Raw genomic sequence first — 14,909 nt, 5'->3', positions numbered from 1 at the left:
TCACGACATTGGCTGACCGAACTATTCGCCATACACGATAGGGCAAGTCATAGTCACGATGCTGCTTGATCGACCGAGCGCATCCCGCGCCATTGGAAGCCACCGATGATCCGCCGGCGCGTGGTCATCAGGCTCGGCCTTGGAACTCTGCTCGCGATCGGCGCCGCGTCGACGGGGCTGGACATCAAGGCGCGCAACGACACCGCCCTGGTCGAGCACACGATGGAGGTGCTGGAGAAATCCTCCGAGCTCCGCGTCCTGCTGCGGCAGGCAGAAGCGGCCTCGCGCGGCTTCGCATTGTCCGGAGCCGACCGGTTCATCACCGAGCTTCGGGAGACGAGCGGATTTATCCCTGCAGCCTGGGCGGACCTGCAGGGGCTCGTCCGGGATAATTCCTCGCAGCGCGAGCGGCTGCGATCGATTGACGGCATCGTGCAGCGGCACATCCAGCTTGCCGGTGAGTTGATCCGTCGTCACGCGGCGAACGATCGCGACGGCCTGCAGGCGGCGGCGGCGAGCGCAGCCGGTCCGGCGGCGATGACGACGATCAACCAGGCGCTCGACGCCTTCACCGACGACGAGCGCCGGCTGCTGGCGGACCGTGCCACGATCTCGCGACGGACCGGATCCTGGCTGCTGGCGATCGACCTCGCCGGCGTCGGGCTGCTGCTCCTGATGTCGGCCTATCTCGTCCGGCGCGCTCATCTTTCCGACCGGGCGCTGCGCTCGTCCCTCACCCGGTCGCAGGAGACCGCGACCTCGCTGGAAGCCCAGGCCGTGCAGCAGCGCGGCGATCTCGCCGCCGCCTATGACGAGCTGCGCCGCTTCTCCGCCATTCTCACGAACACCTTCAACAGCATGGCCGAGGGCGTCCTCGTCGTCGATCCCGAAGGCACGATCATGCTGTCGAACCAGGCGGTGGGACGTTTCTTGGGAACGAATGTGGGCGAGACCTTCGTCGAGATGCTGGCCGCAAACCAGTTCTACGAGAGCGACGCCGTCACCCGCATCGTCGACGAGGAGCTCCCGATCGCGTGCGCCTTGCGCGGGCTGTCGTTCGACCGCCGCGAGGTCGTGGTCAAGCCGACCGACGGCCGGCCGCAGTTTCGCCTGATGGTCAGCGGGCGGCCGCTGCGCAATTCCGCAGGTGCGATCAGCGGCGCGGCGCTGGTGTATCACGACGTCACCGACGTGCATGAGACCGAGCGCCTGCTGCAGCAGGCGCAGAAGCTCGATGCCATCGGCAAGCTCACCGGCGGCGTCGCGCACGACTTCAACAACATGCTGACGATCATCACCGGGTCGATCGAGGTCCTGATCGACGCGGTGCAGGACCGGCCGGCGGCGGCCGAGTTCGCGGCCCTGATCGGCAGGGCCACCGATCGCTGCACCGAGCTCATCCGGCATCTGCTCGCCTTCGCCCGCAAGCAGCCGCTACGTCCGCGCGACATCGACGTCAACGCCACGGTGGAGGACATCGCCAAGCTGCTGCGGCCGACCCTCGGCGAGCAGGTCGAGATCAGGACCGTTCTCGCCGACGAGGATCTCATCGCTCATGTCGATTCCGCGCAGCTCGCGAACGCGCTGGTCAACATGGCGATCAACGCGCGCGATGCGATGCCCGACGGCGGCAGGCTGCGCCTGGAGACGATGAAGATCGCGCTCGACGAGGCCGACGCAGCCGCCAATCCCGGCATCGTGCCCGGCTCCTACGTCATGGTCGCGGTCAGCGACACCGGCAGCGGCATGCCACGGGAGGTGAAGGATCGCGCCTTCGAGCCGTTCTTCACCACCAAGGATGCCGGCAAGGGCTCCGGTCTCGGCCTCAGCATGGTCTATGGCTTCGTCAGGCAGTCCGGCGGCCACCTCAAGCTTCAGAGCGAGCAGAACCGCGGCACGACGATCCGGCTCTATCTGCCGGCGGCTCAGGCGGTGCAGCAGATCGAGCCGGAGCACGAGCGGGCGCTGCCGCATGGCCGCGAGACGATCCTGGTGGTCGAGGACGATCCGCTGGTGCGCGACTTCGTGCTCGCCCAGTTGCAGGGCCTCGGCTACACCACCCTCGTCGCCTCGCAGGCCACGGAGGCGCTGGCCATCGCCGCGCAGAGCCAGCCCTTCGACCTGCTGTTCACCGACGTCATCATGCCCGGCGGCATCAGCGGCCGGCAGCTGGCCGAAACCATGATGACGACGCGCCCCGCGCTCCGGGTGCTCTACACCTCCGGCTATACCGACGATGCGATCACCGAGCATCGGCAGTTCGTGCCGGACGCGCTGTTGCTGACCAAGCCCTATCGCCGCGCCGAGCTCGCGCAGATGGTGCGGCACGCGCTGGACGGCAGGCCGGCTGACGCTAGCCGCGGGTCGCCATCGCCACCGCAGCCAGCGTGAAGGCCAACGCGGCCACCTGCCCTGCCCCGAGCGGCTCGCGCAGCGCGATCGCGGAGGCCAAGACTCCGATCACCGGCACCGCCATGGTGCCGATCGCCGCGACGGAAGCCGGCAGCCGCGACAGCGCCGCGAACCACGCGACATAGGCGACGCAGAACTGGATCACGGTGGAATAGAACATCAGCGCCCAGTCGAGCTGGTCGAGCTTCGTCCAGTCGGAGTGCTCGACCGCGAATCCGACGATCACGATCGGCACGCAGCCGATGCCGATCTGCCAGGCCGCCGCCGACAGCGGCGGCAGCCTGATCGGGAGCTTCTTGGCCATGACCGTGCCGAGCGCGAAGCCGAACGCGCCGCCGAGCACCATCAGGATGCCCGGCAGCTTGTCGCGGCTGGCGGTGAGCCCGTTGCTGCCCATGATCGAGGCCAGCCCCGCGAAGGCCAGCACCAGCGCGAGCACGCGCAAGAGCGTCGGCCGCTCGCCCAGGATCGGCCACGCCAGCAGCGAGGCCCACACCGGCATGGTGTAGGCGATCAGCGCCGCCTCGCTGGCCGGCAGCCACAGCAGCGCCAGCCCCATCAGCACCATCCAGGCGGTGACGTTGAGCATCCCGGCCAGGATGAGCCGCGGCCAGACCTCGCGCGGCACGTCAAGGCTCTGGCTGCGGATGACGGCCAGCAGCGCCAACAGCAGCGCGCCGACCACCCCGGTGGTGCCGCGCAGGGTCAGGGGCGGCAGCACGCCGACCAGGTGCTTGGTGACCGGCCAGTTGAAGCCCCAGCCAAGCGAGGTGATGGCGAGGAACATCAGCCCGGCGGGCGTGATCCGCCCGCTGGCCACTGGCTTGTCTGTCATGGAATCACCGGCGCCGTCCGTGGGACGATGAGCTTGCCGGCGTTTTTCCGGCCACACCAGGGATTGTGGGGCATGCCTGCCCCGCGAACGCTCCGTAGGCGCCCGTGAGTCCCGCCGATGCAAGCAAAACACGTCGTCCGCACGCGAATAAATCTGCCCCTGTGAACAGCGGGACGAAGCCCTGTGGACAGCGCTCCGGGCAAATTTTTTCGGTTTCGAATCCGCGAGGACTCGCCGATAGTTACGGCCATCACGGTACCGGCACGCGCCCTGGTTTTCCCGTACTTTCCCCCATATTTAGTGTTTGGTTAGGGAACCCCCACTAGTCCTTGACGGGGGAAGCGGAGTCGTCCTAGCTTCCGGCCCGGTTCGGCGCACAGTCAGTTTCGGGTCTGGCCGGCCGCTTCCCAGCAGGGTTCGAGGACAATCACGCTCTTTGGCCAGTCGGCCCGGCGTGCGGGGCCTCGTCTGTCCCAGGCTGGGACGGTGGCAGCCGGTGTCCCCTTAAGGGAACCCCACTAGATGTGGGGGCTCCCCTGCGGTGATGACGGAGCCGGATGGCGGGCGTGATGCGTTGAGAGCGTGATGCGTTGAGACGGCGGCGCGGGCAGCGGACGGGCTGCACGGGCCGGCGAGGAAAGACGGGGCGAGACGCCGGTCAACGGCGCAAGGCCTTCGCCTTCGAGGCTGAACAGATGCGGACCGGGCAACCGGTTGAACTGCGGCGGCAGACGAAGTTTCCGGCAGCGTCCGGGGACTTCCAGCCGTCGCCCTTGGATGCAATGATCCCGGCCGCCAAGCGCGGTCCGGCAAGAACTATTGGGGCTCGCGATGCGGATTGAACGGCGCAACACCACCGAAGGACAGTCGCCCTATGCAGGGATCGACTTCCGCCTGACCACGTCCGAGATCAAGAATCCGGATGGCTCCGTGGTGTTCCGGCTCGAGAATGTCGAGGTGCCCGAGTTCTGGTCGCAGGTCGCCTCCGACGTGCTGGCGCAGAAGTATTTCCGCAAGGCGGGCGTCGCCGCGCGCCTGAAGAAGGTCGAGGAAGAGAGCGTGCCGTCGTGGCTGTGGCGCTCGGTGCCGGACACCGAGGCGCTGGCCGCTCTCCCTGAGAACGAGCGCTACGGCAGCGAGCGCTCGGCCAAGCAGGTGTTCGATCGCCTCGCCGGCTGCTGGACCTATTGGGGCTGGAAGGGCAACTACTTCTCCTCGGAGGAGGACGCGGTGGCGTTCTACGACGAGCTGCGCTTCATGCTCGCCAAGCAGATGGTCGCGCCGAACTCGCCGCAATGGTTCAACACCGGCCTGCACTGGGCCTACGGCATCGACGGCCCCGGCCAGGGCCACTATTACGTCGACTACAAGACCGGCAAGCTGACCAAGTCGAAGTCGTCCTACGAGCATCCGCAGCCGCACGCCTGCTTCATCCAGGGCGTCGAGGACGACCTCGTCAATGACGGCGGCATCATGGACCTGTGGGTGCGCGAGGCACGCCTGTTCAAATACGGCTCCGGCACCGGCTCCAACTTCTCGCGGCTGCGCGGCGAAGGCGAGCGGCTGTCGGGCGGCGGCCGCTCGTCCGGCCTGATGAGCTTCCTCAAGATCGGCGACCGCGCCGCTGGCGCCATCAAGTCGGGCGGCACCACCCGCCGCGCCGCCAAGATGGTGGTGGTCGACGCCGACCATCCGGACATCGAGGCCTATATCGACTGGAAGGTGAAGGAGGAGCAGAAGGTCGCCGCGCTGGTCACCGGCTCCAAGATCAACCAGAAGCACCTCAAGGCCGTGATGAAGGCCTGCGTCAATTGCGAGGGCTCCGGCGACGACTGCTTCGATCCCGAGAAGAACCCTGCCCTGCGCCGCGAGATCAAGCTCGCGCGCCGCGCGCTGGTGCCCGACAACTACATCAAGCGGGTCATCCAGTTCGCCAAGCAGGGCTACAAGGACATCGACTTCCCGATCTACGATACGGACTGGGACTCGGAAGCCTATCTCACGGTGTCCGGCCAGAACTCCAACAACTCGGTGTCGCTGAAGGACGACTTCCTGCGCGCGGTCGAGACCGACGGTGACTGGAATCTGATCGGCCGCACCAACAAGAAGGTCGTCAAGACGCTGAAGGCCAGGGACCTCTGGGAGAAGATCGGCCACGCCGCCTGGGCCAGCGCCGATCCCGGCCTGCACTTCAACACCACGATGAACGACTGGCACACCTGCAAGGCGTCCGGCGACATCCGCGCGTCCAATCCGTGCTCGGAATACATGTTCCTGGACGACACGGCGTGCAACCTGGCCTCGGCCAACCTGCTGACCTTCTACAACACGGAAACGAAGCACTTCGACGTCGGCGCCTATGAGCATCTCTGCCGGCTCTGGACGGTCGTGCTCGAGGTCTCCGTGCTGATGGCGCAGTTCCCATCGAAGGCGATCGCCGAGCTGTCCTACGAGTTCCGCACGCTCGGCCTCGGCTACGCCAATATCGGCGGCCTGTTGATGACCATGGGCCTGCCCTACGACAGCAAGGAAGGCCGCGCGCTGTGCGGCGCGCTGTCGGCGATCATGACCGGCATCGCGTATAAGACCTCGGCCGAGATGGCCGGCGAGCTCGGCCCCTTCCCCGGCTACAAGAAGAACGCCGCGCACATGCTGCGCGTCATCAAGAACCATCGCCGCGCCGCGCGCGGCGAGGCGACCGGCTATGAGGCGCTCTCGGTCGCGCCCGTGCCGCTCGATCACGCCCACTGCCCGCAGGTCTCGCTGGTCAGCCACGCCATCCAGGCCTGGGACGACGCGCTCACGCTCGGCGAGACCAACGGCTATCGCAACGCCCAGGTCACGGTGGTCGCCCCGACCGGCACCATCGGCCTGGTGATGGATTGCGACACCACCGGCATCGAGCCTGATTTCGCGCTGGTGAAGTTCAAGAAGCTGGCCGGCGGCGGCTACTTCAAGATCATCAACCGCGCCGTTCCCGCAGCCCTGCGCGTGCTCGGCTATCGCGAGAGCGAGATCGCCGAGATCGAGGCCTATGCGGTCGGCCACGGTTCGCTGTCGAACGCCCCCGGCGTCAACGCCACCACCCTGAAGGCCAAGGGTTTTACGGACGAAGCCATCGCCAAGGTCGAGAAGGCGCTGCCGACCGCGTTCGACATCAAGTTCGTGTTCAACAAGTGGACGCTCGGCGAGGACTTCATCGTCAAGCAGCTCGGCGTCTCGACTGAAGCGATCGCCGCCCCCACCTTCGACCTGCTGACGGCCATCGGCTTCACCAAGCGCGAGATCGAGGCCGCCAACGTGCACATCTGCGGCGCGATGACGGTCGAGGGCGCCCCGCATCTGAAGGCGGAGCACTACGCGGTGTTCGACTGCGCCAACCCCTGCGGCAAGATCGGCAAGCGCTATCTCTCGGTCGAGAGCCACATCCGCATGATGGCGGCGGCGCAGCCGTTCATCTCGGGTGCGATCTCCAAGACCATCAACATGCCGAACGACGCCACGGTCGAGGACTGCAAGGCGGCGTATCTGCTGTCGTGGAAGCTTGCGCTGAAGGCCAACGCGCTCTACCGCGACGGCTCGAAGCTGTCGCAGCCGCTCAACTCGCAGCTCATCGCCGACGACGAGGACGAGGACGATGCGGTCGAGTCCTTCTACGAGAAGCCGATGGCCGCGCGTGCCACCCAGGTCTCGGAGAAGATCGTCGAGAAGCTGGTCGAACGCATCGTGGTGATGCGCGAGCGCGAGAAGATGCCGGATCGCCGCAAGGGCTACACCCAGAAGGCGGTCGTCGGCGGGCATAAGGTTTATCTCCGCACCGGCGAGTATGACGACGGCCGTCTCGGCGAGATCTTCATCGACATGCACAAGGAGGGCGCGGCGCTGCGCTCCTTCATCAACAACTTCGCCATCGCGGTGTCGCTGGGTCTCCAGTACGGCGTGCCGCTGGAGGAGTATGTCGACGCCTTCACCTTCACCCGCTTCGAGCCGGCCGGCCCCGTGCAGGGCAACGACTCGATCAAATACGCGACGTCGATCCTCGACTACGTGTTCCGCGAGCTCGCCGTCAGCTACATGTCGCGCTTCGACCTCGCCCATGTCGACCCCTCCGAGAGCAACTTCGACGCGCTCGGCCGCGGCGTCGACGAAGGCAAGCCGTCGGAGGACGGGAGCCAGCAGGCCGCGAGGTACGTGTCGCGCGGCCTGACCCGCTCCCGCACCGACAATCTCGTCGTGATGCGCGGCGGCTCTTCCTCACCCTCCCCTGCAGGGGGAGGGTCGATCGGAAGCGCAGCTTCCGATCGGGGTGGGGTGACTGTCACCGCCCTCTCCCATGCCCGCGCCGGCGATTCCGTCGAAGGCGCCACCGCCCTGAAGCAGGAGCCGCAGCACGACCTCTCGCCGACCGAGAAGCTCGAGGCGCTGCAATGGAGCAAGGCCGGCACGGCGAACACCCAAATCGCCTCCAAGGCCGAACGCCGCGCCGAGGCCAAGGCCAAGGGCTACGAAGGCGAGATGTGCTCGGAGTGCGGCAACTTCACGCTGGTGCGGAATGGGACCTGTATGAAGTGCGATACGTGCGGAAGCACGACTGGGTGTAGTTAATCAACAAGCAAGGGCAGCGTCGTCGTCGCGACGACGCTGCCCTTAAGCTCGTGGGAGAAATGGATGTCAAAGAAGCGTGACTACCATGTTGTGCCCAACAGCGAACACGGCGGCTGGGACGTACGGCGCGAAGGCTCCGAAAGGTCAAGCGGGCATTTCGATCGAAAGTCAGATGCTATGGAACGAGGCCGGGATCTAGCCCGAGATCGTAGAACAGAACTCGTCGAGCACGGGCGAAATGGCCGCATCCAGGATAGCGACAGCTATGGAAACGATCCAAATCCACCACGAGATCGGAAGCATTAGGTCCGATTAGAACATCTAGATCAATCCAATCCAAGTGTGGGCGTCGAGATGGTGATCGGCCAAGGAGCCATAGGAAGTTATCCGATAGGCGGCGGCCTTTCCCTGGACACACATCAGCGCCTTATTCAAGGCAGCACTACCGTCAAGCTGGTTGTCAGTGGGCTGATAATCCCGGAAAAGAGAGTCGGTGAAGGCATTCTACTTAAATCAGCATCGTCAATTTGGGACGAGATCGCTCGAAGACTCTCAAACGATTGGAATGTCGCTTATCAGCTGAGTCCGCAGACTTGGGAAGAAATCGTTGCCGGGGCATTTCACAAGTCCGGCTACGAAGTAGTTCTAACACCTCGGACCGGCGACCACGGGCGCGATGTTATCGCTGTGAAATCGGGCATCGGATGCATTAAGATTATTGGTTCTGTGAAGGCTTACCGACAAGACCGCTTGGTTTCCTACGATGACGTTCGTGCATTGATAGGGGTTATGTCGGGCGAACGCGATGTGTCTAAGGGATTGATCACCACGACGTCCGACTTCCCGCCAAATATTGAGAGAGATCCATTCATTGCTCCTTTCCTGCCAACACGCTTGGAGCTGGTGAACTTCAGGAAGCTTCAAAAATGGCTTACCGATCTGGATAGCCCGTCGTCAGCCTAGGTCGGACTAGCGGAGCGTAAATCGCCATTCGACTGGATTAGCAAGCGTAGGGCGGATTAGCGGAGCGTAAGCCGCCGCTTGACCGGAGCGGCGCGTTACGCTTCGCTAACGCGCCCTACGCCGCGAGCGCTGAGCTCCACCTCGCTCACCACATGCACCTCCACATCTTCTCCGATCTCCACGCCGACATGGCCGACATCAAGCGATCGAGGCGCTGCCCGGGGTCGATGTGGTCGTCGTCGCCGGCGATGTCTGCGAGGGGGCGGTGAACGGCTTTGCGGGGCTGCGCGAGATCGTGCCGGAGGGCGTGCCGATCGTCATCATGGTGATGGGCAACCATGAATATTATCACCGCACCTACCCCGAGGAGCTGAGGCTGGCGCGGGCCGGGACGGCACGGTTCGGCGTGCATCTCTTGGAGAACGAGGCGGTCGTGCTCGCGGGCGTGCGCTTTGCGGGCGCCACGCCGTGGATCGACTATGCGATCTTCGGCGCGGGCTCCGAGATCCACCCCATGGCCGTCTGCCGCGACCGGATGAACGACCATCGCCGTATCACCTGGCGTAAGCAGCCCTGGCTGCGCTTGCGGCCGCAGGAGGCGCTCGGCCTGCACCATGTTCGTGTTTGGCGAGACCGAGGCACTTGAACCCTGCCCGAACATCATACCGCGCCCCTGTACGATCCCGGGATTTCACGGAGGACCGGAACGATCGCCGTCAAACGGAAGTTTGCTACGAACCCAACAACGAAGGAGGTTCGTTCATGAAGATGGCAATGGTTTTGACGGCGGCTCTGTTCGCCGCTTCGCCGGTGTTCGCCGCAGAGACCGGCGCAAGTTCGCACGGCGCGTCGAAGAAGGCGCCCGGTCAACAGATGCAGCGTAGCAAGACGTCGACGGCGCCCGGCGCTTCGGAGTACGCGCCCGGTCACCAGAGCAACACCGCCGCCGGCCCGGGGCATTCCGAGAGCGCTCCCGGCCAGCGCATGACGACCACCGGCTCCAGCACGCATAGGAAGTAATGGGCGCGCGAACGGGATACGATCCCGCTTCCCGGCCCGCCTCTCGCGTGAAGACACAGAAAAGCCGTAAGCCTCTCAGTTCATCTTCCATGACATCCGAGGAGTCACATGCGCAAAGCGATCTTCATCTTGGCAACATCGATTTCAACCGCGCTGGTCATGCCTGCCAGCGCGGCGCCCCGCGCTCCCCTTCAGGTCGATCGCGGCGCTTCTGATCTCATCGAGGTGAGAGGCGGTCATGGCCATGGTCATGGTCATGGCTGGGGCCGCGGAGGCGGTCACCGGGCCTTCGGCTGGAGTCGCGGCCGAAAGGTCGGATGGCGCGGCCATCACTGTCCGCCGGGCCATTGGAAGAAGGGATGGTGCTGATCGGCCGACCACGCCACGCGCGCGGATGAGCGGATCGTGCTCGACCGCCCGGCGACGCTGCGGAGTCGTACCTACCGCGGCCCGGACGGGTGACATTGTTGGCACGCCGACGGCGGCGCTTTGCGCATCCCATCGACTCGTCGCGCTGAGCGATACAGCGCCCTCTCCCCTTGTGGGAGAGGGCATCTCCGCCCCGCCCACGGACTCGATTGGGTGAGGGGTATCTCTCCGCAAACGATGCGCGTGGAGGCAGACCCCTCACCCGACCGAGCTTGCCGACATTCCTGACATGCCCTCTCCCACAAGGGGAGAGGGCGCATTCATGGGCGCCGCGCGTTTTCTTCCACGCACCGCGATGATCAGCGCGCGTAGCCCGGATGAGCGAAGCGACATCCGGGACCGCACGACCTGCGCATGAGACCCCGGATATCGCTTCGCTCATCCGGGCTACTTAGCGGAAGCACACCGACGTATCGCCCGCCACGAACGAATTCCCCGGCATCGGCCGCAGCGGGGTCAGCTTGGCGTTGCTCGCCAGCAGCCGTTTAGAATAGGCGCCGAGCGCGGCATTCATGGTGTTGAGCCGATCCTGCGCGTCGGTGCGCTGCAGCGGCAGGGTGATCACGCCAGAGTTGTAGACCTCCGCACGCGACCATTGCTGGCCCTGCACGATGCGGCCGACGAGGCGCGACTTCAAATCGGCGGCGCTGTCGCCGGCGGCGCTCTTGGCCCCGACGACGTTCGGCGGCAGCAGGCTGGGGTTGACGATCCAGCCGCGCGGCTTGGCGACGTTGTTGCCGAACAGGATCAGCTCGTCGAGCGTATTGTTCAGCGCCACATAGTCGCGCAGCGGCAGGCTGGCGTCACCCGTGCCGGTCTCCTGGACGTGGCTCGCCAGATGCGGGCCGGTGGCGCAATAGGTGCCGAACGCGAGCTTCACGCCGGCGGAGCTCATGGTCATGTAGCTGCCGACGTCCGAGCCGCCCGGCGGCGACGGCGCGTCGTCGCCGCAGAAGGTGCCGTGCGACGAGGCATCCTGCAAGGAGTGCAGATAGAGCCCGATCCGGGCGATCTGCACCGGCACCGGCGGCTTCCTGGGGTCGTCGAACAGCACGCCGGTGGTCCGGCTCTTATCGTCCAGCCAGGACTTGAGCTGGGTGTAGTCGACGACGCCGTTGCTGTTGTCGAGCACCTTCGGTCCCGAGGTGATGTTGATGGCCGGTCCGATCGCGTAGTTCTCCAACAGCGGCACGTTGCCGCTGATCGACACGTTCGCCAGACATTGCGGGCCGCTGAAGTTCGATGACCCGTTCGGCGTCGTGAATCCGGCGGTGCACAGCAGACCCGGGGCCTCGTCGCCCTTCATGGCCCATTGCCGGAGATCGTACAGCGTGCCCTGATAGACGCTGTCGATGGTCACGGGATAGCCGGGCGGCGGATAGTGGAACGGATACACCGCCTGCACGCCGCTGGCGCCGTGCACGTCGGTGCCCTGCCCGTTCGGCGAGAAGTTCAGGAGATAATGATAGAGCGGCCCATCGGTGGTGTTGTTGGTGCGCTGGAAGCCGTTGAACTTGGCGGTGATGTAGCCGGCGCCAGAATTGGTCGATGTCGCCTGCCCGCCGCACTGATCGATCGGCGCATATTGCGCGTAGTCGGAATTCTCGTTGTAGGCAGCGATCCAATAGGCCACGTCGGCGCGATAGCCGAGCGCCTGGGCGATGAAATAGGTGGAGTCGGCATGAACCATGCTGCGGCCGGGCGGGATGACGGCGAACTGCACCGCCTCCAGCAGGCAGCCGCGGTTGAGCGCTTCCGCCGGATTGCGGCACGCGCTGGCCGGCGCGAGACAATTCCTCAGACCGCCCTTTACGCGCGGGACGCAGATGTCCTCCAGGAACGCGTGCGCGGTGCGCGGCGCGGTCAGCCCCCAGCCGAGAACCGCCGATCCCACGACGACGGAGAGGGTCGAAAGTGCAATGCCAATGCGCATGGAAACTCCTTGGTCATTCGAAATGCAGCAGGCGGGGAGGTGAATAGATGGCAAAACGCCATCGTCCAGCCGGCCGGAGGTTGAAACGCTGATCTTGTCCGCGATGCGCGCATCACGGATTCGGCAGGCCAGATTTGATCCGATCTCAAATAGATAATCAATCTATAGTTGTTTCCGTTATTCGTCTTGGACCGCACTGGCGGAGGCATGACGGCCCATTCGCCAGAGCCGGTCTCCGGCGCGTAGGGTGGGCAAAGGCGCGCCCCGCACGACGTTGGTGGGCCCGATCTCTCACGCGCCGTGCCCACCGCCCACACCCGCCGGCACCGATGGTGGGCACGCGCCGCCTTGCGGCGGCGCTTTGCCCACCCTACGGTTCGCCGGCCGTTGTTACGAGCGGAGCGACGTGACGCTCAGCGCAGACCGCCGGTGACGTGCAGCGTCTCGCCGGTGACGTAGGACGCGTCATCCGAGGCGAAGAAGGCCACCGCGGCGGCGATCTCCTCGGCCTTGCCGACGCGCGCGAGCGGCGTGGTCGTCTCGATCCAGTTGCGCATGTCGCCCTCGTGCAGGCCGGCAGCGACGACGCCCTCGGTCACGATCATGCCGGGATTGATGGTGTTGACGCGGATCTTGCGCGGCGCGAGCTCCTTCGACAGCACCGACGAGATGGCATCGACGGCGGCCTTGGTCGCGGTGTAGACGGCGGTGTTCGGCGGCGTCAGGGTCGACACGCCGGAGGAGATGTTGACGATGCTGCCGCCGGCCGGATTGAAATGCCGCGCGGCCTCCTGCGACACCAGGAGCAGGCCGAGCACGTTGACGTCGAACTGGCTGTGGAAGTGCTCCGGCGTGATGCCGTCGAGCGGCGCGAACGCGTAGACGCCGGCATTGTTGACGAGGATGTCGATCGGGCCCAGCGCCTTGACGGTCTCGGCGACGACGGTCTTGACGTCACCGGGATTGGCGAGATTGCCGTGCACGGCCACCGCCTTGCCGCCCTTGCCGGTGATCGCGGCCACGACGCGGTCGGCGCCCTCGCGGCTGGAGCTGTAGTTGACGGCGACCGCGGCGCCTTCCGCGGCAAGTCTGGCGGCGATCTCCGCGCCGATCCCCTTGGATGCGCCGGTCACCAGCGCCACCTTGCCTTCGAATCTCCTGCTCATCCTGCTCTCCTTGCGCCGCGGCGCTCTGTTCAATAGTTCAGAACTAGTGAACTATTGAACAGGCGCAAGGCCGTCGCTATATGTTTTTTCATGGCGCCATTGTTTCATCCGTCGCGGGAGGACATCACGTTGGCCGGCGTGCTCTCGGCGCTCGCCGACCCGATGCGGCTGCGCATCGTCAAGAGCCTGATGCAGCAGAACGACTGCATGTCCTGCTCGGCGGCGGCGCCCTGCCCCGACATGGCCAAATCGACGCTCTCGAACCATTTCCGGATCCTGCGCGAGGCCGGCCTGATCCAGACCACGAAAAAGGGCGTCGAGCACCGCAACGTCGTGCGCGAGGCCGACCTCAACGCAAGGTTCCCGAAATTGTTGAAGACGATCGTCGGCTACGCGGAGTAGGCGTAGAAACGTAGGGTGGGCAAAGGCGCGCCCCTCACGTTGATATGGGACATGCTGTATTCCGCGTCGTGCCCACCGGCCGCACCCGCCCGCCCTGATGGTGGGCACGCGCCGCCCGACGGCGCCGCTTTGCCCACCCTACGGTTGTCACTCATCGTCACTGCGAACGCAGCGACGCAGACAGAAGTGGACGCGTCCTACTTCTCCTCCTCCATCGTCACCGCGACGGCGCCGATGGCCGACAGCCGCACCTTGTCGCCTTCGACGTCGGCGACGAGGCCCTTGTCGATGAAGTGATGATGCCCCTTGTGGCTGCCCTCGCCGCTGTCCTTCTTCGTCAGCTTGATGCGATTGCCTTCGACGTGGTCGACGGTGCCGACATGCACGCCGTCGGCGCCGATGATCTCCATGTGTTCCCTGATGTCCTGCATGATGAAGGGCTCCGTGTCCGATGTGGAAGCATTTTCAACCTGTGGCTCGGGGAAGTGTTCCGGAACGGACCTCCACGCAGACGCTGTCGTAGGGTGGGCAAAGCGACGCCGCGAGGCGGCGCGTGCCCACCATCGGTGCCGGCGGATGCGGACGGTGGGCGCGGCGCGCGAAACATGCCGTCAGACAATGTCCAGCCGGGCGCCTTTGCCCACCCGACCGCCTCATCTGCCGTCATCGCGAGCGCAATGACGCCGGGAGAGGCCCGTGCGCGTCACCAGCCAATTCGTGTTTGTTCTCAAGCTGATTTGGCCTGTCCAGTCCTTCGGTGAAAAATAAATCACTTTCGCTTTTTCAAAAATCATGGTTGTCTACGCCCATCCCGGCCCGCCGAGAGGGGCGCATCGCGATCGTCACGAGACGTGGGCCGGAGATGCGGTGGCTGTGAGTGTGCCGCAGCGGGCTTGATGCCCGCCGACGAACGGCCCGCTTGCGGACGTGAAGACGCGTGGTCCTGGCGCCCCGATGCTGGCGCCAAGTGCGGTGGTGACGATGATCGCGCCGCGCGACGGTGGCTAAAAAGCCGGACACCGAGGAGATCGCGACATAAGCGTGAAAACCATCGCGCGGGGAATGCTGGGATGTCTCGGCTGAACCTTGTATGGGGAGTAAGTTGTCAAGAGGGGCGTCGTTTGTTGGGGGCGGTCTTTGGCGC

General features: G+C 65.3%; 11 protein-coding genes. 7 read left to right on the top strand and 4 right to left on the bottom strand.

The annotated features are described in order from the left end of the window. The first annotated feature begins 105 nt into the window (after positions 1-105). Positions 106-2,391 (top strand): CHASE3 domain-containing protein, encoded by a 2,286-nt coding sequence (locus QX070_RS14685; protein WP_315737750.1) that lies wholly within the window; start codon positions 106-108, stop codon positions 2,389-2,391. Here QX070_RS14685 and QX070_RS14680 read toward each other — a convergent pair. Further along, complete coding sequence (locus tag QX070_RS14680; RefSeq protein ID WP_315737749.1) at positions 2,354-3,247, bottom strand: DMT family transporter; 894 nt, start codon at positions 3,245-3,247, stop codon at positions 2,354-2,356. The two genes, QX070_RS14685 and QX070_RS14680, sit on opposite strands and share 38 nt — an antisense overlap. 831 nt (positions 3,248-4,078) lie before the next feature. Between QX070_RS14680 and QX070_RS14675 the strand changes: the two genes are divergently transcribed. From QX070_RS14675 to QX070_RS14655, 5 genes are all read left to right on the top strand, one after another. Beyond that, positions 4,079-7,852, top strand: coding sequence for a vitamin B12-dependent ribonucleotide reductase (locus QX070_RS14675; RefSeq protein WP_315737748.1), 3,774 nt, complete (start codon positions 4,079-4,081; stop codon positions 7,850-7,852). Between the two features lie 63 nt (positions 7,853-7,915). Beyond that, complete coding sequence (locus QX070_RS14670) at positions 7,916-8,158, top strand: DUF2188 domain-containing protein (protein WP_315737747.1); 243 nt, start codon at positions 7,916-7,918, stop codon at positions 8,156-8,158. A gap of 48 nt (positions 8,159-8,206) precedes the next feature. Continuing rightward, positions 8,207-8,815, top strand: coding sequence for a restriction endonuclease (locus tag QX070_RS14665; RefSeq protein ID WP_315737746.1), 609 nt, complete (start codon positions 8,207-8,209; stop codon positions 8,813-8,815). Positions 8,816-9,044: 229 nt separating this feature from the next. Next, entirely contained in the window at positions 9,045-9,461 is a 417-nt protein-coding gene (locus tag QX070_RS14660) for a hypothetical protein (RefSeq protein WP_315737745.1), read from the top strand. 116 nt (positions 9,462-9,577) lie between these two features. Next, the gene (locus QX070_RS14655; protein ID WP_315737744.1) at positions 9,578-9,835 is read left to right on the top strand and encodes a hypothetical protein; all 258 of its coding nucleotides are present in this window, start codon (positions 9,578-9,580) and stop codon (positions 9,833-9,835) included. An 820-nt stretch (positions 9,836-10,655) separates the two neighbouring features. Here the strand turns inward: QX070_RS14655 and QX070_RS14650 are convergent. Beyond that, complete coding sequence (locus tag QX070_RS14650) at positions 10,656-12,197, bottom strand: hypothetical protein (protein ID WP_315737743.1); 1,542 nt, start codon at positions 12,195-12,197, stop codon at positions 10,656-10,658. A gap of 413 nt (positions 12,198-12,610) precedes the next feature. Then, on the bottom strand, positions 12,611-13,363 hold the full coding sequence (locus tag QX070_RS14645; protein ID WP_315737742.1) for a glucose 1-dehydrogenase: 753 nt from the start codon (positions 13,361-13,363) through the stop codon (positions 12,611-12,613). A gap of 90 nt (positions 13,364-13,453) precedes the next feature. Between QX070_RS14645 and QX070_RS14640 the strand changes: the two genes are divergently transcribed. Next, on the top strand, positions 13,454-13,765 hold the full coding sequence (locus QX070_RS14640; protein WP_315737741.1) for a helix-turn-helix domain-containing protein: 312 nt from the start codon (positions 13,454-13,456) through the stop codon (positions 13,763-13,765). A gap of 197 nt (positions 13,766-13,962) precedes the next feature. On the opposite strand, the gene QX070_RS14635 is transcribed toward QX070_RS14640, so the two are convergent. Continuing rightward, a complete protein-coding gene (locus tag QX070_RS14635; protein ID WP_315737740.1) occupies positions 13,963-14,196 on the bottom strand; it encodes a DUF2171 domain-containing protein in 234 nt (77 codons plus the stop codon). Between the last annotated feature and the right edge of the window lie 713 nt (positions 14,197-14,909).

The organism is Bradyrhizobium sp. SZCCHNR1093 (genome assembly GCF_032381175.1).
Lineage (GTDB): Bacteria > Pseudomonadota > Alphaproteobacteria > Rhizobiales > Xanthobacteraceae > Bradyrhizobium.
Note: the sequence above shows the minus strand (reverse complement) of the source record. Positions and strands in the feature narration are given on the sequence as shown.